Origin of the sequence: Bifidobacterium sp. M3-N-101 (assembly GCF_023656805.1) — a bacterium.
Taxonomy (GTDB): Bacteria; Actinomycetota; Actinomycetes; order Actinomycetales; family Bifidobacteriaceae; genus Bifidobacterium; species Bifidobacterium breve.
Window position 1 is genome coordinate 41,391 of record NZ_JAMOKQ010000006.1, and the last position, 20,830, is coordinate 62,220.

Here is a 20,830-nt window from a genome sequence, read left to right on the forward strand (position 1 = left end):
CCTTGAAAAATCTTCGACCGTACTAATTTACGCAACAGTTCGGACTTGGCTTCCATTCCGCTGTTCGCTAGTGACTGACCGGTGTAGCCGGCCAAGCAAAGGTTAATCGACGCCGGAATAGGCCACGACTCCGCGGTTCACACGATCAGCCGCTTCATGGGCGATATCCGCCAACCGTTCTCCCCCATCGAACGGCAATGGCTGCGCCACGGCGATTTGCTGCAGTACGTCGGCCAGTCGTTTGGCGGTGCGCACAAAGTCGCCGCCGGTCATGTCCGTGCCGTACAGGCATGCACCCAGCGAACCGCCGTCGGCCCATTCGTACATGATGTCGACGATGCCGAAGTCCGGCTGGTGCATTTCTTCCAGGCTGTGATCCTCGCACAGGATGTTGATATCCGCGCAGATGCCTTGCAGTTTGGACGATGCGATGGCGATAGGGCCGGAAATGCCGCCCGGATAATGCCGTGGTTCGCCGTCCGAGCCACGCCTGGCCTCGTACACCAGCGAGGAAAGTACCGCGGCCAGCCCGTTGGCATCGAGCTTGTCGAAAGTGCCGGCAAGCAGCGCCTCGCAGAGTTCCAGATCATGCTCGCTGTAAATACGGTGCAACAGCAGGCCTTTTTCGGTCAGGGTCACGTCGATACGGCCGTTGCCGTCATCATGCCGCTCCAGATAGCCGAGCTGGGTAAGGATGTCGCAGATACGGTCGAACTGACGTGCCACAGAGCCGGTACGCGAGTCATAACGATACTTCACCCGATTGAGTTCCCGGGTCTCACGGGCCCAGCGGTGCCCCCATTTGAGGTGCTGCTGGAGGTCGGGGCAATTGCGGCATGGATGCTCGTGCTCGGCCTTGCGCAGCTTCTGGATGCGCTTGTCGAGGTCCTGGAAAGCGCGAGATCTGTCCTGATCGGTCAGGAACACCTCGTGCTTGAGTTTGCGGCGGCCATCCTTCTCGATGTCGCTGAGCTCCATACGCAACGTCATGAACTGCTTGAAATCGCCATGATTGCAGGCGAACGCCTGTTCGTATCCGGCCAATGCATTGGTGAGCGTGTTGATCTGCGATTCCAGCTGCCAGGCGGATTCATTGGCTTCCCATTGGGCAAAAGACTGATCCAAGGTGATTCGCGCGGTCCCATAGTCGCTGGAATTAAGCAGATTCACCGCCATATTGAACGTCGGACGGAAGCTGGAATGCAACGGATACACACGCTTGGAAGACAATGCCGCGGCCGTGGCGGGCACGAATCCATGATGGTCGACCACGATGGCATGGCCGATGGTGTCGATGCCGCGTCGGCCGGCACGTCCGGTCAGCTGTGTGAACTCGCCGGGAGTCAAACCCACGTGACCGGTGCCGTCGAACTTCTCCAGCTTCTCAACCACCACGCAGCGTGCCGGCATATTGATGCCCAGCGCCAGCGTTTCCGTGGCGAACACCATTTTGACAAGGCCCTCTTCAAACAGGCGCTCGACAATTTGGCGGAACAGGGCGATCATGCCGGCATGATGTGAGGCGAATCCTTCTTCCAAAGCGAATCGGAACTTGGAGAACTGCAATGCCTTCAGATCCTCTTGGGTGAGCTGACCTTCCACCATCTCATCCACGATGCGGCGAATCCTGGTCACTTCCTCATCGGTGGTCAGTTCCAGTCCGGCATTGATGCACTGCTCGACCGCCTGATCACAGCCGTTGCGCGAGAAGATGAAGTAGATGCCGGGTAGCATGCCCAGAAAGTTCAGCTCGTCGACCACGGCCCAACGGCGAGGCGTGTGTCGCTCCGGGCGTGGTACGCGATCCTTGTGCCCTTTTCCGCCCTTGCCTTTGAATCCTCTGCGCTTGTCGGGCCGTTCCTCACCACGGCGGCGTGCCGCCTTGCGGTCCAGTTGGTCGAGTCGGTTGATCAACTCGGCGTTGAGCTTCGTGGTCTGGTTGCCGTTGCCGTCCCTGCGATACAGATCCAGCACCTCCGGCTCGGTTTGTTCATCCGCCTGCACAATGACGTGCTGTTCAAGCGGCACCGGGCGATGCTCGCTGATGACCAGCTTGGTCCCGCCGCGCACGGATGCGATCCAGTTGGAGAAATCCTCCACATTGGACACCGTGGCAGACAATCCCACGATTTTCACCGTCTTGGGCAGGTGAATGATGACCTCTTCCCAAACCGGACCGCGGAAGCGGTCGGCAAGGTAATGCACCTCGTCCAGAATCACATACCGCAGTGCGGTGAGCGTGGTGGAATGCTCGTAGAGCATATTGCGCAGTACTTCGGTGGTCATCACCACGATGTCCGCCTCGGAATTGATCGAGGTGTCACCGGTGAGCAGGCCTACCTTATCCGGGCCGTATACGTCTACCAGATCATGGTATTTCTGATTGCTGAGAGCCTTGATAGGAGTGGTATAAAACGCTTTGACGTTGCGTTCCTGAGCCAGATAGATGGCAAAATCGGCTACCACGGTTTTGCCTGCGCCGGTCGGTGCGGCGACCAGCACATTGCTGCCGGCCTCCAATGCGTCGTTGGCTTCGGTCTGGAAATCGTCAAGAGCGAACGGCAGTGTAGCGGCAAAACGAGCCGCGACCGATGCTCTGTGTTTATTGGCTTTCTGGAATGATGCGTATCTCTGGGCAGGACTAAGCGTTCGGGAAGAATCGCCTTCCTGATGGTGAGGGTGACGTGCCATGATGCTTTCCGACTAGTCGTCTACTTGTTGAACTGCTTCCACCTGTTCCAAGCCGCGATATGGCGTTTGTGAGTGACGTTCTTGCGCTGTATCACTTCTGCATGGGCGTCGACATAGCGTTCCTGCGCCACATTCAGCGGCTGCGTGAACAGCGGCGGTTCGCTCTCCTCTGTGGAATCGCCGGGCTCCCCCATTTTGGAGACGCGCTCGCCAAGTCTGCCGCCAATCTCCGCGATATCCTGCACGGCATGGAATCCATGTAGTCCCGCGTATACTAGTCCGGCCGCGATCATGGCCAACATGAACAGAACCAGAATCGGCCATATCCACCAAGGCATGACGTCTGCTCCTTACTTGTTTTCGCTGATGCTGAGCTCTCGCTCGGCACGGGCGATAATCATCGTGCGCAGCGTTTCGGGGGCGACTGCGGTGATGTGGCGCGCATGGGCGATACAGAATGCCACGAACCAGGAATCGGAGGACACAGTCAGATGCACCTTCTCCCCCGCACCGCACTGCTCCACGGTGGCACCGGAAAGGGTCTTGATGAACGGCAACTCACGCTGATCGGTGATGAACACCGCTTCGGTGCCGTTGTCAAAGCTCCACTTGCGCAGCTCGCTGACCGGCATGTTCGGTACGTCAATTTTCTTGGTCGGCTTGACCAGTTCGGCCTTTTCGATGCGTGCTAGACGCAGCACCTGCCAGGTGCGGGGTTTGCCGTTGGCCTTGTCGATGGTCTTGTCTTTGGAGACGTAGGCCTTCTTGTCCTTGGGCGCCGCGGAACCGACATCGGTGTAGACAGCCGCGTAATAGACACCCTCGTCGATGAAAATCTTGGAGGGAGCCACCAGCTTGCGGCGGGTGCGTCCGGTGCCGTCGGTGTATTCCATATCCAGCAGCGAGTCGGTGTTGATAGCGCGCTTGACCACGGAGAAACTGCGCGGTTCAAGCTCATAACCGGTAAGGCTCAGCCACGGGGTCTGGCCGGGGCTCACATGCTGACGCAGACGCTCGTAAAGGTCTTCGGCCTGGGCGCGCTGCTTGTCAGGCAGCAGCGGGGAATGTGCCAGATAGCTCACCGATGCGGTGAGCATGCTCAGGTACTGCGGTGAGATACCGGCAAGACGCTCAAGACCCAGCGAGTTGGTGGCGGACACGATGCCTTCGGCATCCAACAGTGGCCAGTCGATGTCGAAGAACTGGCTGCCGGCCATCTCCCCATCATCGGACACCGTGGTCAGTGTGTTGATGTCCTTATGAATGATGTTGACGAACTTCTTGAGTTCATCGTCGTTCTTCGGCTTGCCGATAAAGCGTTCGGCCAGCTCCCCCATGGAGAACTCTTCGCCAAGATGGGCGGACAGGAACAGCATCAGACGCAGTCGACGGTCGACCTCGCTGCCGGTCTGGAATGCGGAACCGTTTTTCTTGTTCTGGGCCTTGATGGATTCGGGGTCACCCGGTTCGCTGATGTCACGGCTGATTGCGGGAGAGACCACCGAAGCGCTGACCGGGCTTGCGGACTCGTCGGCAAGCGTGAACTGACTGGCTGCGTGCAGACGACGATGATAGGCATCCACGGCTTCCTGCGGGCTGACGATGGTGGCACCTGGGTGTTCGAGTACGAACATGGCCAGATCATCGGAATCGGTGTATGCCACGTTCAGGTGTTCGCCGTCCACATCGATGGTCGCAGCGAATCGACGCGAATCAATGACCTTGACCAAGGTGTCCGGAATATGCTGGGTGCCGAGGCCTGGGGCGATGGAATCGAGACCAAGACCCGGAATCGGGGTCTGAGGCACGCGAGGTGTGGTGCGTGAAGTACGTGCCGCAACCTGAGCCTGATCGGGCTCGGAGGAGATAGACATGGAACGGGCCAGATAGTTGGCGGCGGCCAATACCGGCATATCTTCGGCTTCGAACATCAGACGGATGCGAGGTTCATCGCCCAATTGCAGGCGGTACGAGGCGAAATCCTGACCTTCGGACTTGGAGGAATATTCAGGCTGGCGCGATTCGATGGCAATGCCCATGGCGGCGAGCTTGGCGCGATCGCGTTGGAATTGCTTGGCGAATGCCGCCTTAGCTGCCTGATCGGCCAGCTCCCCATAGGAATCGGCGTAAGCCTTGACTCGCTGTGCGATTTGGCGGGAAGTAAGCCATTGCGGGAATGCGGATGAGAGTACGGCCAGTACATCCAGCTCGTGCTTGCCCCATTTATCGGAAAAACGACGACGTCCGCTTGTGCCCTCTGCCATTAGTCCTCACGTGTAGTTACTGTTTCGTTATAAGTGTGCATGAGTTTGTCTCATACTCCCTCCATCTTAGAGGCTTTTTCCGCGACTGCACACCATTTCACGAAAATAACGTCGTTTTTCTTCCAAGATGCTTGCTGAAATCAGACCCAATCGTCCGGTTCAATGCCTTGCGGGCCTACGTATGCGCCATTCGGCACGTAGCGCGGCTCGCCCTGATCGTCGAGTTTGGCATCAGCGAACATGGTCACATCACGGCCGAACGTCCAGTCGCCTTGGATGGTTACCGAGTTGGCTGCGGCCAATGATGGCACGGCGTATGGGAAGCGTTCGTCGAAGTCATGGATGTTCTTGTAATAGCGCGGATCAAGTTCCACATTCGGGAAGACGTAGTTGCCGTCTTCCATTTCGTAGTTGTCCGTCAGATGGAAGCGATCGGAACGCATGATGAACAGATCGTTGGTGGTCTTCACCGGAAGAAAGCGCATACGATCCACCTGCACGCAGATGGCACCATTGAACAGGGCGATGGCCGCGCCCATCGCGGTTTCGAGCTGAATGACCTGCTCGGTATCCGGGTTGGTGGGATTAACGGTCTTCTTGTTGCGAATCACCGGCAACGGCAGCACTCCATTGTATTCAGCGAGCTTGGCCTTGAGTGCGTCAATGCGAATCCAGATGGAGTTCGTATTGAAGTACGGGTGCTTCTTGATGTCCTGAGCCGCTGCCTTATCGTCAGGATGCACCTGGCTCATCTCGCGCAGCATCAGTCGACCGGTGGACTTGTCCCGCACGATGTGGCCGCCCTTGCGGTCGGCCTTGGTGCGGGTGGCGACCTCCGCCATGAACGGTGCGCCGGTGTTCTCGAAATGCTGGGCCAGCGTGCGGGAGGGGCGAGCACCGAGATTATCGGAATTGGAGATGAACAGGTACTTAAAGCCATGCTCTTCGAGCACATCGAGCAGACCGGATTCCCAGATGGTGGAGAATAGGTCACCGTGACCCGGCGGGCACCATTCCAAATCCGGGTTTTCCGGGAAGCTGACGGGCTCGCCGGTGGCGGCGACCAGCTTTGGCTCCTGATGCTGGATGATTTCCATCGGGATTTCGTGCTGCGTGAACTTGCGGTTGTGCTTGAGCACCTTCACGGTGTCAGCCGAAGTGCGGAAGGAGTTCATGAAGGTCAGCGGCAGCTCGACGTTCAGACGGGTACGGGCGGTCAGCACCTGACCGATGATGATGTCGATGAAGCGCATTTGCCTGGCCTTGTGGCGGCGCACAGGCAGCAGGGACTTGGCGCATTCCAGACCCATGGAGGTGCCGAGACCGCCGTTAAGCTTGAGGAACGCGGTTTTTGCAAACGCGTCCACGGCCTTGTCGTGATTGATGGTCTCGTAAACATCGCGGAAGCTGGGAACCTGCTCAAGCGGCTCCACATCGTCCTCTCGGATCCAGTTTGATGCCTCTTCGTGCTGCCATACGCTATAGAGATGATGGAATTGATTGATGGCGGTTTCGCTCATGCCTTTCTCGCGCATCTTGGCGGCGGAATGTGAGAAAACCTCTTCGATGTGGGCTTCCGCGGTGTTCTCGGCGGTGGCATCATCATTTACGCTGAGCTGGGCTTCATTGTTCAGTTCGGTCAATTCAGGTCCCTTTCGTCATATTCCAAGGAACAAGTGTAACCCCGTATGGCTCAGGACAGTACACAAGGTGCGTGTTCACCAGTGAATAATCCGTGAATTAGGCGGCTTTCTGGGCTTGCAGAATGGTATCAATCACGGTGGCGACGCCCCTATCGTTGTTGCTCGGTGCCAGCCAGTCGGCATGCGCGTGCATGTGCTCTTCGGCATTGGCCACTACGCAGCCGTGACCGGCCGCCTCAAGCATCTGAATATCGTTGTAGGTATCGCCGAGCGCGCAGGAATCCGCGATATCCACGCTTAGGTATTCGCACAGGCGAGCAAGCGCCGAGCCCTTATCCACACCGGGATTCATCATGTCGATCCACATTTTGCCGGCGTTCGTTACCGTGTAACGGTCTGACCACGCATCGCGATAGGTCTCGCGGTAGACCTCTTCGGAATTGTTATCAGGGAAGAATACCGTGTATTTGTTTACATCGCGGTCAAGTTCGGTGAGGTCGTCCATGTAGACGATTTTCTTGTAGAACGTACGGAAGTAATCATCGTAGCGTTCGTCGCATGAGCGGATATAGCAGGCTTCGATGCCGCAGACGGTTGGGCATCCGCGTCCGTCGGCCAGCGTGTAACGAATCATTTCCTGGTACTGTTCAACGGGAATGAGGCTCTCATAGATGAGCTTGCCGCGGCAGTAGATAGCCGCGCCATTGTCCGACATCAGCGCCATCTGGTTCTGGATTTCCGGGAACATCTCGGCCAATGTGTAGTTCGGGCGGCCGCTTGCCGCACAGAACGTAATGCCTGCCGCATCGAGCTTGCGGATGAGATCATCCATGTGGGGTGGCATGGAGCCGTCGTCAGCCAACAACGTGCAGTCCATATCACTGGCAATGACCCTGATTTGGCCCAGATCCTTGTCCTCGGTGAAATTTGCCAACATCGCGTACTCCTTGTCAGAGAAAAGGAAAAGTCCGGAATCACTAAGATTCCGGACTTAGAAAGTCGGGCCGGCGGGATTTGAACCCGCGACCCCTTGACCCCCAGTCAAGTGCGCTACCAAACTGCGCTACGGCCCGATGGTGCAAAAGCACCGAGTAGATAATTTACCACATGGATACGATTTGGCAAATCATCGTACGTCTTGCGTGTCCTGCGGTGCTGCGCCCATGGGTTAACGGAGACAACACCGCAAGGGATAACCACTACTTGCGCTTCTTCTTCTCTCGAATATTCACCGAGATCTGAATCGGAGTGCCTTCAAAGCCGAACTCCTCGCGCAGCTGACGCTCGATGTAACGGCGGTAACCGTGCTCAAGGAAGCCGGTGGCAAAGATCACGAAGCGCGGCGGGCGCGTGGACGCCTGCGTGGCGAACAGGATGCGCGGCTGCTTGCCGCCACGCAGCGGGTGCGGGTGGGCGGCTTGAATCCTGCCGAGGAACGCGTTGAGCTTGCCGGTGGGAATACGCTGATCCCAGGATTCCAAAGCAGTGTTCATCGCGCGAGCCAGACGGTTGGTGTGCCAACCGGTCTTGGCGGACAAGTTCACACGCTCGGCCCACATCACGCGGTCGAATTCGGTGTTCCACAGACGTTCCAGACGCTGTTTGTCGAACTCATCCATCGCATCCCACTTGTTGAACACGAGCACGATGGCACGGCCAGCGTCCACGGCGGTGGACATGACCTTCAAATCCTGATCGGAGATGGGTTGCGAGGCGTCGAACAGAATCAATGCCAGTTCGGAACGCTCGATGGCGGCCTGCGTGCGCAGGGACGAATAGTATTCCGCGCCGGTGAGCTTGTGCTGGCGACGTTTGATACCAGCGGTGTCGATAAACAGCCAGTCTTCACCGTCGATGTCGACGATCTCATCGACCGGGTCACGCGTGGTGCCGGCAAGATCGTTGACCACGGCACGTTCCGAACGAGCCAGTTGGTTCAGCAGGGAGGACTTGCCCACATTCGGGCGGCCCACTAGAGCCACGCGGCGCAGACCGGACGGCGTGAGATAACCGGAAGCCTTCTCCGCTTCCTTCAGCTTGCCAAGGGCCACGTCCAACAGGTCGCCCACTCCCCTGCCGTGCATGGCAGAAATGGAGTACGGTTCGCCGAGACCGAGCTTCCAGAACTCAGCGGCAAGGTATTCGCTGGCGTTGTCGTCGATTTTGTTGACGGCCAGCACGACCGGCTTGCCCGAGGCGCGCAGCATCTTGACGATACGCTCGTCGGTGGTGGTCATACCGACCTGGCCATCGACCACGAACACCACGGCATCGGCCAAGGTCACGGCGACCTGAGCCTGTGAGGCGATGGCCGATTCGATGCCTTCGACATCGGCTTCCCAGCCGCCAGTATCCACGAGCTTGAAATCGGTTCCGGCCCATTCCGCGTCATAGCTCACACGGTCACGAGTCACGCCGGGGGTGTCCTCCACCACGGCTGCACGGCGGCCAAGAATGCGATTGACCAGAGAGGACTTGCCCACGTTCGGGCGGCCGACAATAGCCAGCACGCCGACCGGCTTGGGGCCGGACTTGCGGGCTCCGTCTTCAAAGCCACGGCCGGAAATCAGATCCTCGTCGCCCTCATCGAGATCGTAGCCTTCGAGATTGGCGGCATAGCGCTCATATTCCTGATTCTCGATGGCATCTTCGATCAGCTTGATCATCACATCCAGTGTGTGTTCGAAGTCCATGTCCGAGTTGTCGATGGTGGTCACACCGTCGGCGGCGCTCAGGAAGCTGGTGACCTTGGAATCGGCTTTATCTCGTGCGGCAACATCCTCGGCTCCCACGCCCTTGACGGCCTGACCGGTGCGGCGAGCCTGACGGACCTCCTCACGGGCGGTCAGCAGAATACGCACTTCGGCATCAGGAGCCACCACGGTGGTGATGTCACGGCCCTCGGCCACAACACCCAGTCCACCAGAGAAGGAATCGAGCGACGCCTCGCGTGCGATGTACGCGCGCTGCGCCGCAATGAGCACGTTCCTGACCGGAATGACGTTCGACACTTTGGACACGTGCGTGGACACCTCAGTGGAACGAATCGCCTCGGAGATGTCCTCGCCATCGGCGTACACGCGGGGATCGTCAGGATCCACGGAAATATCGAAATGGTCTCCGGTGAAGAACTCCCCCACCGTTTCGGTGATGACACGCTCATCCACGGTCTCGGCATCAAGGTCGATGCCGCTTTTCAGGCACCACCACGCGCAGGCGCGGTACATTGCGCCCGTATCCAGGTATGCATAGTTGAAGTACTTGGCCAGCGCCTTGGACGTGGATGATTTGCCCACGCCGGCGGGGCCGTCGATGGCAACGCGAATCACAGTCCGACCTCCTTGGACAGCGAACGAACCTCGGCCTGAGACAACACGCGGTATGAGCCGGGCTTTAACTCACCAAGCTTGATCGGGCCGATTTGGGTGCGTACCAGACGCTTGACCGGGAAGCCGATGGAACCGAAGATACGACGCACGATACGGTTCTTGCCGGAATGCAGCACCACTTTGACCATGGTGAAGTCACGGGAGGAATCAATGATCGCGCAGTGGTCGAGCTTAATCCATCCATCATCGAGCTGTACACCGGTGGTCACGAGTCTGCGGCACACCGTGCCGGAGATGCGGCCTTCCAGCGTGGCGATATAAGTCTTTTCCACCTCGTACTTGGGGTGCATGACGTGCTGCGACAATTCGCCGTCATTTGTCATGAGAATAAGGCCTTCGGAATCGTAATCCAGACGGCCCATGTGGAAAATGCGTTCATACTTGTCGCCCACAATGTCGCGCAGCGTGTAGCGACCTTTCGGGTCATCCATGGCGGAAAGCACCTTACGGGGCTTGTTCAGAGCCAGGGTAACGTGATTTGGGTTGACCCGGACTCGGGAACCATCCACGCGAACCTGCTGCTTATGCGGGTCGACGCGGGTGCCGAGTTCGGTAACAAGTTCGCCATCGACCTCAACACGACCTTCGGTGATCATATCCTCGCACTTGCGGCGGGAACCGAAGCCCGCTTGAGCAAGCAGCTTCTGCAGTCGAATGGCATTGGAATCATCATGCGCGCTTCTGGCGCGGGAATATGCGTTTGGCATCGTTCTCCCAACGTGGCCGGACAGTTTGAACGTTACTGTCAATTCTGATGGTGATATTTGATTGGCTGGCCGATTTTCTCAGCCAATTCCAACCTATATATCATACCGCAGCGGCGGACTACTGCTAGACTGGCAAACGTTTGTGCGGTTCGCCGCCTTTCGTATATCGATGAAAAGGATATTGAATCATGGAAGAAACCAAGCAACAGCCGCTGGGCCTGCGCGTGTGCGCTGAACTGGCCGGAAGTTTCCTGCTGTGCTTTGCTATTTATGCGTTCTCCACCTGGGGCTCCGCCGTGTACGGCGTCAACGTGGTATTCATGGCTGTGGCCACTGGCCTGGCCTACGCGGTAGTCACCGCCATCTTCTCCCGCATTTCCGGCGGACAGTTCAACCCGGCCGTGACCGTGGCCGCCGTATTGGCTTCCAAGACCAAGCTGGTTGACGGCGTTCTGTATGTGATTGCCCAGGTCATCGGCGCCATCGCCGCAGGTTTTGCCGTGGTCAAGCTGCTGCCGACTTCCGAGCAGGTGACTTCGACCGTCTGGCTCTCCCCCGCTGTCAACGGATTCGAGAAGGGCTCCGTGTCTTACTCGCTGCTCACCCAGTATGGCATCACGTTCTCCATCACCTTGGCGATTGTCGTCGAAGTCGTTGCCTCGCTGATTGTGGTGGCTGCCGCCATGTCCACCATGGGCAAGAACGGCGAAGGATCCGATTGTTACATGGCCACGATGGGCATTGCCTACGCCATCGCCGTGGCCATCAGCTACCCGGTGACCGGCGCCGGTCTGAATCCGGCCCGTTCCACCGGTATCGCCGTGGCCACCGTGAATGAGGGTCTGACGCAGAACCCGCTGCAGCAGCTGTGGGTGTTCTGGATCGCTCCGGTGCTGGCTGCTGCGGTTGTGGCTTTGGTGATGATCATCGTGCAGATGGCCACCACCGCCAAGCCCAAGGCTGAGCCGACTGACGAGGGCGACATGGCTGATCTCGAAGATGCCGATGAGCAGGCTGCAGAGGACTCAGCCGAAGATGGCGTTGCCGAGCAGGCCATAGAAGCTGAAGTACGTGATCAGCAGGCCGATGCCGAGAGCAATGCCGATGAAGGAATCGAACGCGACTGAGCGTACTTTCCAAGGGCTCTTCTCTCGCAATGTCAAGCGAATGAGCCCGGTAATGATGGCCGTCACAGCAATGATTACTGTGACGGCCATTGTGTGTCCGAAAGCGGCAACCACCGTGGCGACAACGACGACGCCAAGCACAATCCACTCAAACCAGGGCTTACCCTCGTGATCTTCGGAAACATATGGATGATTGTGCATTGTGACGGCTTTCTTATATGTGTTGTTCTCTTAATACCATGGCTCCCGCTGACGGGAGCTGCCAGCGGGAGCTGACTGGGGATGGTTCATGGTGGACTACCCCCAGTCTCGTTTCACGAGACAGCTCCCGCCAGCGGGAGCCAGAAGTACCGATCAGTGGAAGAAGTGACGGGTACCGGTGAGGTACATGGTCACGCCGGCCTGCTTGGCCGCTTCAATGACCTCCTCATCGCGGATGGAACCGCCGGGCTGCACGATGGCCTTGACGCCTGCATCGATAAGCACCTGAGCGCCATCGGCGAACGGGAAGAACGCGTCGGAAGCGGCAACCGCACCGGTGGCGCGATCGGCGCCGTCAGCCAGTGTGTTGGCGCGGTCGACGGCCAGATGGCAGGAATCCACACGGTTGACCTGGCCCATGCCGATGCCGACCGTGGCCTGATCGTGGGCCAGCAGAATGGCGTTGGACTTCACGCAGCGAATCGCACGCCATGCGAACACAAGATCCTTGAGCGTGGCATCATCGGCGGCTTCACCGGCCACAAGCTTCCACGCATCCGGATCATCGCCAACGGCGTTGATTAAATCGGTGTCCTGCACGAGCAGACCGCCGTCAATCTGACGGATGGCCTCGTGGCCCTTCGGCGGCTCGGCCACCTTGAGGATGCGCAGATTCTTCTTCTTGGTCTGCAGTAGTTCAAGAGCAGCCGGCTCATAGTCGGGGGCGACGATGACTTCGGTGAAGATCGGGCGCACGCTCTCGGCCATTTCAAGGGTGACCGTGGAGTTGCAGGCGATCACGCCGCCGTAGGCGCTCATCGGGTCGCAGGCGTGGGCCTTCTTGTGGGCTTCGGCAGCAGTGGCACCGATGGCCAGACCACACGGGTTGTTGTGCTTGACCACAGCCACGGCGATGGAGGGAGCCATATCCCACACGGTACGCCATGCGGCGTCGGCATCCACATAATTGTTGTAGCTCATCGGCTTGCCGCCAAGCTGCTCGGCGTGGGCGAAACCGGTCTGGTTGAGCGGGTCCACGTACAGAGCGGCCTGCTGGTGGGAGTTCTCGCCGTAGCGCAGGGTGTGCGCACGATCCCATGTGCGGGTGAACTGGGCCGGGAACTTGGCGGAATCGACCTCGGTGCCCTGATCGTCCTTGTCCACTTCGACGGCGTCCAGGGAAGCCGGCTTCGGCCAGTGCTTGGCGGTCCACTCATTGATGGTGGCGTCATAGGCGGCGGTGTGGGCGAAGGCCTTGGCTGCAAGCCACTTGCGCTCATCCAGGGAGAAACCGGTGCCATCGGCCACACGGGCAGCGACCAGCGCATAGTCGGCCGGATCGGTGACGATGGCCACGGTGGCGTGATTCTTGGCGGCGCCTCGCACCATGGACGGGCCACCAATGTCGATCTTCTCGATGGTGTCGGCCTCATTGGCTCCGGAGCGCACGGTATCGGCGAACGGATACAGGTTGACAACCACCAGATCGAACGGCTTGATGCCGAACTCCTCGAGCTGCTTGGCATGCTCAGGGTTGGTCATATCGGCCAGAATGCCGGCGTGAATGTATGGGTGCAGCGTCTTGACGCGGCCATCGAGGCATTCGGGGAATCCAGTGACATCAGACACCTCAGTGACATGAACTCCCAGTTCGGCCAGCTTCTTGGCGGTCGAACCGGTGGACACAACCTCGGTGCCTGCCTTCACGAACGCGTCGGCGAGAACTTCGATGCCTTCCTTATGAAAGACGGAAACCAGTGCTCGACGTATCGGCCGGTTCGTGTTTGTCATCCTGTTCCTCCTTGGATTCTTGTGATTGTTGCACGTTGACATCAGACCGTGCCTGACGGGGATCGACGGTTTGATGGGACGTGGTGCGAGAAGACTTGACTCTCTCGATTATCCAGCCTATCGAAAAAACAAGCGTTGTGCCAACTACTGCGATGAGCCAGGCCACGGCAAGTCCCCATGCCATAGGATGGCCTACGGCACGCGTGGAGGCCATGACATCCACACCGACATGGGCGAGCCTATGCTGGCCCAATGATCCGTTGGAAATGGCGAACAGCAGCGTTGCGATCAGTGAGGTAAGCATGGCGCTCAAGCAGAACGAGCCAGCGGCATAAATGAGGGATGCCAATACGGAGCCGCGCTTGGAAGCATCTCGTATATTCAGTGGACGGCAGGCGAATCCCTGCGGCAGGATAATCATCAATAGGCCGGCAATACAGGCGATGCCCAGCGGAATTTCCAGCATTACTGTGCGCCATAGATTATCGGCAATGGGTTCAGGGAGTATGCCGAAGGCCGGTACTGCGGGCAGACCGTTGGACTGCCCCATCCAGAGTGTGAAGTTGGCGAGTTCGCCAATGGAGAATCCTGCTCCGAACAACCAAGAGATCGCCCATAGCATGAGATTCGGCAGCCAAATCAGCATGGCAAGCGTGGTGAGGATGCGCGATCCGTTTTCCATGCCGGACAATTCGAATAAGGATACCATTGCGGCATGATTGCGTACGGTCCATGTGATGACGGTAATCAGACCGATGAGCAGGTTGATAGCGAGTATGGCGAATGCCAGAATAACGCCTGATTTCAGGCATCTGACCACTTGCTCGGAAACCTGCTCGCGCATCCATGCGATTGCCGCCTTGACCCTACTGGACTGTGGCAGAGCGGCTCCAAGATACGCCACAGTGAATGTCGCGGCGCTCTTGAGCAATATCATCCATTGCTCGTCAACCAGACTCAGACTTACCTGCACCGATGAAGCGAATACCGCATTGATGGCCAGCCATACCACCAATCCCACAACATAGGAATGCACAGCGAATGCTTTGAATCGTGCTATGCAAGTGGCAATAAGCCATATGAGCAGCACGGTGAGCAGCAACGGTGTGATGGTGAGCGTGAAGGAGTCGGTGCTGAACCCCGATCCCTCGCTGAGCAGCACGATGGCCTGCGTCAGGTTAGTGGTGCCAGCGGTAAGATTGTCGCCACCCTCCTCCATGGAGATGACGAGCAACATCAGTGCGATGTAACAGCCCAAGGCGATGGCATAGATGGTCATGGATACGAGGGCGGCTGCCGCACCTCGTACCCATTGGCGAATCCTGTCTTTCATCACGATGGGTTGTGGCCGGTCAGTTGATGGAAGCCTTGGCAAGTACGTCACGCATAATCTGGGCAGCCTGGCCCGGGGTCTTGCCCACGGGAATGCCGGCCGCTTCGAGCGCGTTCTTCTTGTCCTGAGCGGTGCCCTTGCCGCCGGAGACGATGGCGCCGGCATGGCCCATCTGCTTGCCTTCGGGGGCGGTGAAACCGGCGATGTAGGCCACAACCGGCTTGGTCATATGTTCCTTGGCCCAAGCAGCGGCATCCTGTTCGGCAAAACCGCCGATTTCGCCGATCATCATTACGGCCTTGGTGTCAGGGTCGGCTTCGAAAGCCTGCAGCGCTTCGAGCAGTGTAGTGCCGACGATGGGATCGCCACCGGCGCCGAGGCATGCGGTGAAGCCGATATCGGACAGTTCGCCCATCAGCTGGTAGGTCAGGGTGCCGGACTTGGAAACCAGTCCGAGCGGGCCGCGGCCAACGATGCCATCAGGAATAATGCCCAGATTGACGCCCGGATTGCCGAGCGTGATCAGACCGGGGCAGTTCGGGCCGATAATACGCACGCCCTTGCGCAGGGCGAGCTCAACAAAGTAGGCGGAATCCGCTACCGGAATGCCTTCGGTGATGACCACGATAAGCTCGATGCCGGCCTCGATTGCTTCGACGACGGCGGACTTGGCGAACTTCGGCGGCACGAACACCACGCTGGCTTTGGCGCCAGTGGCTTCACGGGCCTCGTCGCAGGTGGCGAACACAGGCACATCCACGTCGGTGCCGTTCTTGGCGGCCGGGAACGTGACGGACATGCCTGCCTTGCGCGGATTCACACCGCCGACGATGTTGGTGCCGGCCTTGAGCATACGTGCGGTGTGGGTCATGCCCTGATGACCGGTCATACCCTGAACGATAACGGGGGTACTATCTTCAACGAACAGCATCAGCGAATCTCCTTGGACTGGGTCGACTCAGCGGCGAGTTCAGCGGCCTTCTGCGCCGCACCCTCCATGGTCTCGGACACGTGAATATTCGGATTATTGGCTTCGGCCAGAACGTGCAGGCCTTCGGCTGCGGCATTGCCGTCGAATCGGACGACGATGGGCTTGGAGCCGCCGAGCTTGGCGACCGCTTCGAGAATGCCGTTGGCCACTTCCACGCAGGAGGTGATGCCGCCGTACACGTTGATGAACACGGACTCGACCTGCGGGTCGGACAGCACGATTTCCAAGCTTTCGGCCATCACAGTCGCGGATGCGCCGCCGCCGATGTCCAGGAAGTTGGCAGGCTTGATGCCGCTCCCCTGCTCTTCGCCCGCGCCGGATACGGCATCCAGGGAGCTCATGACCAGGCCAGCACCGTTGCCGATTACGCCGACTTCGCCGTGCAGATGCACGTAATGCAGCCCATGCTCACGGGCGCGCTGCTCGAACGGGTCGGGAACGATCGGATCAACGAAACGGGCCCAACCGTCGTGGCGGAATGCCGCGTTGTCATCCAAGGAAATCTTGGCATCGAGCGCGCTCAGCTGCTTGGTGGATTCGTCATCCGGGTCACCGATTTTTGCGAGCGGATTGATTTCCACCAGTGTCGCGTCGTTGTCTTTGAAGCACTGCCACATCTTGAGCAGGATCTGCGCCGCCTGATCGACATCAGCATGGTAGAAACCAATGCTCGCTGCCATCTTGGTCGCAGCCTCGAGATCGAAGTCGTCGAGCGCATCGATGTGCAGACGCTTGACCGACTCGGGATGTTCTTTGGCGATTTCCTCGACTTCGGTGCCGCCGTTGGCGGTCGCCAGCACGTCGAAGTCTCGGGAGGTGCGGTCCACGGAGATGGACACATAGTATTCGTGCAGGATGTTCTTGGCTTCGGCCACCAGCACGCCGGATACTTTATGGCCGTGGATGGTCATCGGCAGGATGGATTCGGATTCCAGGATGGCCTCATCGCGGTTATGCGCGATCTTGACGCCGCCGGCCTGGCCTCGGTGACCGATTTTTACCTGCGCCTTGATAACACACGGGTAGCCGATCTTATCCGCAGCCTCGGCGACTTCATGGGAGTTCTGAGCAAAGATGGCACCCGGGGTGGGGATGTCCTGCTCCTCAAGCAGCTGACGTGCCTGGTATTCGTAAAGATCCATGGATCCTTCCCTGACTAGATAATGAATCGGCCTGATGCGCGAATGCATCCATGCCGAATCCCGAAAAACTAACTATGCGAATTCTTAGGCCGGCATGGAGATCAACGAGCTACTTGGTGTCGAACCAAGCTTGCTCAGGCCGTCAAGACCTTCCAAACGCATCACGAAACTGAAGCCCACAACAGTACCGCCGGCCTTTCCGATAAGGTCGGTAGCCGCTTTGGCCGTGCCACCAGTGGCGATGAGATCATCCACAATCAATACGCGTTCGCCCTTGGAAACGGCAGTGGTCTCGATTTCAACGCTTGCCGTGCCATATTCGAGGTCGTAGGATTCGCCAATGGTTTCGGGCGGCAGCTTGCCTGCTTTGCGCACGGCGATGAATCCTTTGCCCAGATGAGCGGCCATGGCCGGTCCAAACAGGAATCCGCGGGATTCGAGGCCTGCGATGGAATCGAACTCGCTGGGTGGAACCGGCAGGGCCTGCTCAAGCGCATTGAGCAGAATCCTCAGCCCTTTGGCGTCGGCGAGCACCGGCATGAAATCACGGAAAATGATGCCTTCCTTGGGAAAGCCCGGCACGGAACGCACTAGAGATACCAGATATTCGGCGTCCTCCTTGCCTACCTTGTCCAATGCATCGATGGTGATATCAGACTGTGCCATGCGTGCTCGCCTCGTATTTCTCGTACTTATGGGGTACCGAATCGAACAGTTTACTTCGTCTCGGTCTCGTTGCCGCCGTCCGTCTCAGCATCCGTGGCCTCAGAGGACTCGATGGAAGCCTCAATCGGAACCTGGCTGGCATCGTCATTCGCGGGGGTCTCGGCGTCCTCATCGGTCAGTGGGTTGCCGTTCTCGTCAACCTCGTCGTCAGACACGTAGGCAGGACGCACATACTCGCGGGCGATGGCATTGAAACCGAAGCGAAGCCTGGAGCCTTCGGAGTCAATGACGATCTCCTCGTACTGTTCATCGACTTCGACGACCTTGCCAATCACCTGTCCGATGGTGATGACTTCAGTACCGGGCTGCAGGTTACGACGAAAATCCTGCTTCTCCTGCTGGGCCTGCTTGGATTTCTTGGACTGCCACCACATCATGCCGCCGAAGACGACGATCATGACGACAAGCATGATGTAGGAAGATGACGAACCATCCATGGGCAAACTCCTTCAAAACGAACGGTTATGGCTATGAACCGTCAGGTGTGCAAACACGAAAAGTCTAGAAGAGCTTGCTGACATCATCCTTGGGCGTAATGCCCAGATGCTGCCATGCCTTCTCGGTGGCCACGCGGCCTTTAGGCGTGCGCACCATGAATCCCTCGCGCACCAGATACGGCTCACAGACGGTTTCCACGGTTTCCGATTCCTCGCCCACCATGGCCGCGAGGTTGTTCAAGCCGACGGGACCGCCGTTGAAATTGCGAACAATGGCGTCCAGCACGGCGATATCCAGCCGGTCAAGGCCTTCGGAATCAATCTGGTACAGCGCCAAGGCCTCTTTGACATCAGCTGGGTGCACGACGATAAGGTCATGCACAATGGCCCAATCCCTCACGCGGCGCAGCAGACGGTTGGCGATACGCGGCGTGCCGCGGGAACGCAATGCGAGTTCATGGGCGGAACCCTCATCAAGGTTGACCCCCAGCACGCTTGCCGAGCGTTCGATAAGCTTCTCCAACTCCTCATACGGATAGAAGTCAAGATGTGCGGTGAAGCCGAAGCGCGCACGCAACGGGCTGGGCAACATACCTTCGCGGGTGGTGGCGCCAATGACGGTGAAGCGAGGCAGAGTCAGTGGAATCGAGCTGGCGCCCGGTCCTTTGCCCACCATCACATCCACGCGAAAATCCTCCATCGCGATATACAGCAGCTCTTCGGCTGCGCGCGGCAGACGGTGGATCTCATCGATGAACAGCACTTCGCCGGTATCCAGCGAACTCAAGATCGAAGCCAGGTCGCCGGCGTGCTGCACAGCAGGGCCGGAGGTCACGCGAATCGGGACTTCAAGTTCATTGGCCACAATCATGGCCAATGTGGTCTTACCGAGGCCTGGAGGGCCGGCAAGCAGTATGTGATCCGGCGGCACGTCACGTTTGCGGGCTGCGTCGAGAAACAGCTGGAGCTGGGCCTTGAGCCGGGGCTGCCCGATGAACCCCTCAAGCACATGCGGGCGGAGCTCTTCATCACTGACCGGCTCGTTGCCTATCGGTTGTGAAGACACCATGCGCAATGATTCTTCATTAGCTCCAGTGTTGGATGTGCCGTAGTTCATGTCCTTGCTCATCAGCGGCCCCTATCCATCAGTGCGAGTGCTAGGCGCAGCACGCGCGGCACATCGTCGGTGGCAAGCGGTGTCGGTATGTCGTTGTCCTCGCAGGCTTCAGCCACGGCCTGCTGGGCGTCCTGCTGACGCCAGCCCAGCGAAATCAGACCTTCAATGACCTGCTCCATGCCGGTGTCCACCTGCGCCTGAACCTTGGCGCCTGACGGTGAAGCTCCCTCGATCTGGCTCAGGTCAATGGAGCCCTTGAGTTCGAGGATGATTTTCTGGGCACCCTTTTTGCCCAATCCCGGTGCCTTGGCCAGCGCGGCGGCATCGTTGTCGGCGATGGCCCGGGCAAGCTGGCCAGCCGTCAGTGTGGAGAGCAGCGACTGCGCGACCTTTGGTCCGATGCCGGATACTTTGATGAGCTGCAGGAACGTTTTCTTGGAGGCCTGATCGAGGAAGCCATGTAACGTGACGGCATCCTGAGAAAGATTCATATACGTGTAGACGCGCGCCGCCGTTCCGGTGTGCAGGCGGCTGAGGTCGGTGGCGGACATACGTACCTCGTATCCCACTCCCCCGACATCAATCAATGCGGTGTCGGCTTCAACCGATTCGACCCGCCCGGTCAGCATGCCGATCATACAGACGCTCCTTTAAGGCTTCGAACAACTGTTCGAAAGTATACTACATGCCTCGGTCGTGGTTCATGCGGCGGCGCGCGGAGTTCTGCGCGGCCTCGGCCCATTGACGTTGCGCGGCGGTCAGATGCTGCTCGCGCTCGCCGCCCTGCAGAGCTCCAGCTGGGCGCAGTGCGTGGCAGATAGCCAAGGCCAGGGCGTCGGCGGCATCGGCGGGCGTAGGCATCTTGGTCAGATTGAGAATGCGCGTCACCATGCGTTCGACCTGTATCTTCTGAGCTTGGCCATTGCCGGTGATGGCCAGCTTTGCTTCGGTCGGGGTATGCAGCGCCACGGGAATATTGCGTTGCGCGGCTGCGAGCATGGCAAGACCGGCGGCCTGTGCGGTGCCGAGCACAGTGTTGCGATTCGACTGGGCGAACACACGTTCGATGGACACGGCATCGGGTGCAAAGCGATCCATCTTCTCGGACAGGCCGTTATAGATGGCCAAAAGACGCAGATCCTGGGTGATGTCCGGCGAGGACCGCACCACGTCCACGTGAATAAACGAAAGCCGGCGGTGCCCGCCGGCTTCGATCACGCCGACCCCGCAGCGTGTAAGCCCGGGGTCGACGCCAAGGATAATCACGAGGA

The 20,830-nt window shown here is 58.7% G+C and carries 18 protein-coding genes and 1 tRNA gene; 1 reads left to right on the forward strand and 18 read right to left on the reverse strand.

Annotated features, from left to right (window positions below):
* Positions 1-102: 102 nt before the first annotated feature.
* From NBH12_RS05845 to NBH12_RS05880, 8 genes are all read right to left on the reverse strand, one after another.
* Entirely contained in the window at positions 103-2,691 is a 2,589-nt protein-coding gene (locus NBH12_RS05845; protein WP_250819269.1) for a DEAD/DEAH box helicase, read from the reverse strand.
* Positions 2,692-2,711: 20 nt separating this feature from the next.
* Positions 2,712-3,029: a hypothetical protein gene (locus tag NBH12_RS05850; RefSeq protein ID WP_016462946.1), complete on the reverse strand. Its 318-nt coding sequence runs from the start codon at positions 3,027-3,029 to the stop codon at positions 2,712-2,714.
* A gap of 12 nt (positions 3,030-3,041) precedes the next feature.
* The gene (locus tag NBH12_RS05855; RefSeq protein ID WP_003829374.1) at positions 3,042-4,955 is read right to left on the reverse strand and encodes a helix-turn-helix transcriptional regulator; all 1,914 of its coding nucleotides are present in this window, start codon (positions 4,953-4,955) and stop codon (positions 3,042-3,044) included.
* 140 nt (positions 4,956-5,095) lie between these two features.
* Positions 5,096-6,598, reverse strand: a complete 1,503-nt coding sequence (locus NBH12_RS05860; protein WP_003829373.1) for a UTP--glucose-1-phosphate uridylyltransferase — start codon at positions 6,596-6,598, stop codon at positions 5,096-5,098.
* Positions 6,599-6,695: 97 nt separating this feature from the next.
* The gene (locus NBH12_RS05865; protein WP_250819270.1) at positions 6,696-7,535 is read right to left on the reverse strand and encodes an HAD family hydrolase; all 840 of its coding nucleotides are present in this window, start codon (positions 7,533-7,535) and stop codon (positions 6,696-6,698) included.
* 62 nt (positions 7,536-7,597) lie between these two features.
* Positions 7,598-7,671, reverse strand: a tRNA-Pro gene (locus NBH12_RS05870).
* Between the two features lie 126 nt (positions 7,672-7,797).
* The gene (gene der / locus NBH12_RS05875) at positions 7,798-9,927 is read right to left on the reverse strand and encodes a bifunctional cytidylate kinase/GTPase Der (RefSeq protein WP_052786983.1); all 2,130 of its coding nucleotides are present in this window, start codon (positions 9,925-9,927) and stop codon (positions 7,798-7,800) included.
* Positions 9,924-10,694, reverse strand: a complete 771-nt coding sequence (locus tag NBH12_RS05880) for a pseudouridine synthase (RefSeq protein WP_003831829.1) — start codon at positions 10,692-10,694, stop codon at positions 9,924-9,926. The genes der and NBH12_RS05880 overlap by 4 nt, the downstream gene beginning before the upstream one ends.
* A 188-nt stretch (positions 10,695-10,882) precedes the next feature.
* Here NBH12_RS05880 and NBH12_RS05885 point away from each other — a divergent pair, with 188 nt between their 5' ends.
* On the forward strand, positions 10,883-11,821 hold the full coding sequence (locus tag NBH12_RS05885; RefSeq protein ID WP_025221700.1) for an MIP/aquaporin family protein: 939 nt from the start codon (positions 10,883-10,885) through the stop codon (positions 11,819-11,821).
* Here NBH12_RS05885 and NBH12_RS05890 read toward each other — a convergent pair.
* The 10 genes from NBH12_RS05890 to ruvC all read right to left on the reverse strand — a co-directional run bounded on the left by NBH12_RS05890 (position 11,720) and on the right by ruvC (position 20,825).
* Positions 11,720-12,022, reverse strand: coding sequence for a DUF3017 domain-containing protein (locus NBH12_RS05890; protein ID WP_080684951.1), 303 nt, complete (start codon positions 12,020-12,022; stop codon positions 11,720-11,722). The two genes, NBH12_RS05885 and NBH12_RS05890, sit on opposite strands and share 102 nt — an antisense overlap.
* 153 nt (positions 12,023-12,175) lie before the next feature.
* Positions 12,176-13,813 (reverse strand): bifunctional phosphoribosylaminoimidazolecarboxamide formyltransferase/IMP cyclohydrolase, encoded by a 1,638-nt coding sequence (gene purH, locus NBH12_RS05895; RefSeq protein ID WP_025221699.1) that lies wholly within the window; start codon positions 13,811-13,813, stop codon positions 12,176-12,178.
* Positions 13,761-15,146 carry a cell division protein PerM gene (locus tag NBH12_RS05900; RefSeq protein WP_250819271.1) on the reverse strand — a complete coding sequence of 462 codons (1,386 nt, stop codon included), beginning with the start codon at positions 15,144-15,146 and terminating at the stop codon, positions 13,761-13,763. Before NBH12_RS05900 ends, purH begins: the two co-directional genes overlap by 53 nt.
* Before the next feature lie 19 nt (positions 15,147-15,165).
* Positions 15,166-16,077: a succinate--CoA ligase subunit alpha gene (sucD, locus tag NBH12_RS05905; protein ID WP_003831833.1), complete on the reverse strand. Its 912-nt coding sequence runs from the start codon at positions 16,075-16,077 to the stop codon at positions 15,166-15,168.
* Complete coding sequence (gene sucC, locus NBH12_RS05910; RefSeq protein WP_250819272.1) at positions 16,077-17,279, reverse strand: ADP-forming succinate--CoA ligase subunit beta; 1,203 nt, start codon at positions 17,277-17,279, stop codon at positions 16,077-16,079. Before sucC ends, sucD begins: the two co-directional genes overlap by 1 nt.
* An 84-nt stretch (positions 17,280-17,363) precedes the next feature.
* Positions 17,364-17,945 carry an adenine phosphoribosyltransferase gene (locus NBH12_RS05915; RefSeq protein WP_052786980.1) on the reverse strand — a complete coding sequence of 194 codons (582 nt, stop codon included), beginning with the start codon at positions 17,943-17,945 and terminating at the stop codon, positions 17,364-17,366.
* A gap of 50 nt (positions 17,946-17,995) precedes the next feature.
* Positions 17,996-18,442 (reverse strand): preprotein translocase subunit YajC, encoded by a 447-nt coding sequence (locus NBH12_RS05920; RefSeq protein WP_019728116.1) that lies wholly within the window; start codon positions 18,440-18,442, stop codon positions 17,996-17,998.
* 64 nt (positions 18,443-18,506) lie between these two features.
* A complete protein-coding gene (gene ruvB, locus NBH12_RS05925; protein ID WP_003831836.1) occupies positions 18,507-19,571 on the reverse strand; it encodes a Holliday junction branch migration DNA helicase RuvB in 1,065 nt (354 codons plus the stop codon).
* Entirely contained in the window at positions 19,571-20,197 is a 627-nt protein-coding gene (gene ruvA, locus NBH12_RS05930) for a Holliday junction branch migration protein RuvA (protein ID WP_003831837.1), read from the reverse strand. The genes ruvB and ruvA overlap by 1 nt, the downstream gene beginning before the upstream one ends.
* Before the next feature lie 43 nt (positions 20,198-20,240).
* Positions 20,241-20,825 carry a crossover junction endodeoxyribonuclease RuvC gene (gene ruvC / locus NBH12_RS05935; RefSeq protein ID WP_025221694.1) on the reverse strand — a complete coding sequence of 195 codons (585 nt, stop codon included), beginning with the start codon at positions 20,823-20,825 and terminating at the stop codon, positions 20,241-20,243.
* Positions 20,826-20,830 lie beyond the last annotated feature (5 nt).

What these genes read in the sequence shown, in the direction of transcription:
- NBH12_RS05885 (WP_025221700.1), top strand. Translation starts at nt 10,883, where the DNA reads ATGGAAGAAACCAAGCAACAGCCGCTGGGCCTGCGCGTGTGCGCTGAA.
- NBH12_RS05900 (WP_250819271.1), bottom strand. Translation starts at nt 15,146, where the DNA reads ATGAAAGACAGGATTCGCCAATGGGTACGAGGTGCGGCAGCCGCCCTC.
- sucD (WP_003831833.1), bottom strand. Translation starts at nt 16,077, where the DNA reads ATGCTGTTCGTTGAAGATAGTACCCCCGTTATCGTTCAGGGTATGACC.
- NBH12_RS05855 (WP_003829374.1), bottom strand. Translation starts at nt 4,955, where the DNA reads ATGGCAGAGGGCACAAGCGGACGTCGTCGTTTTTCCGATAAATGGGGC.
- ruvB (WP_003831836.1), bottom strand. Translation starts at nt 19,571, where the DNA reads ATGAGCAAGGACATGAACTACGGCACATCCAACACTGGAGCTAATGAA.
- NBH12_RS05880 (WP_003831829.1), bottom strand. Translation starts at nt 10,694, where the DNA reads ATGCCAAACGCATATTCCCGCGCCAGAAGCGCGCATGATGATTCCAAT.
- purH (WP_025221699.1), bottom strand. Translation starts at nt 13,813, where the DNA reads ATGACAAACACGAACCGGCCGATACGTCGAGCACTGGTTTCCGTCTTT.
- NBH12_RS05915 (WP_052786980.1), bottom strand. Translation starts at nt 17,945, where the DNA reads ATGGCACAGTCTGATATCACCATCGATGCATTGGACAAGGTAGGCAAG.
- ruvA (WP_003831837.1), bottom strand. Translation starts at nt 20,197, where the DNA reads ATGATCGGCATGCTGACCGGGCGGGTCGAATCGGTTGAAGCCGACACC.
- NBH12_RS05850 (WP_016462946.1), bottom strand. Translation starts at nt 3,029, where the DNA reads ATGCCTTGGTGGATATGGCCGATTCTGGTTCTGTTCATGTTGGCCATG.
- NBH12_RS05865 (WP_250819270.1), bottom strand. Translation starts at nt 7,535, where the DNA reads ATGTTGGCAAATTTCACCGAGGACAAGGATCTGGGCCAAATCAGGGTC.
- NBH12_RS05890 (WP_080684951.1), bottom strand. Translation starts at nt 12,022, where the DNA reads ATGCACAATCATCCATATGTTTCCGAAGATCACGAGGGTAAGCCCTGG.
- NBH12_RS05920 (WP_019728116.1), bottom strand. Translation starts at nt 18,442, where the DNA reads ATGGATGGTTCGTCATCTTCCTACATCATGCTTGTCGTCATGATCGTC.
- NBH12_RS05845 (WP_250819269.1), bottom strand. Translation starts at nt 2,691, where the DNA reads ATGGCACGTCACCCTCACCATCAGGAAGGCGATTCTTCCCGAACGCTT.
- sucC (WP_250819272.1), bottom strand. Translation starts at nt 17,279, where the DNA reads ATGGATCTTTACGAATACCAGGCACGTCAGCTGCTTGAGGAGCAGGAC.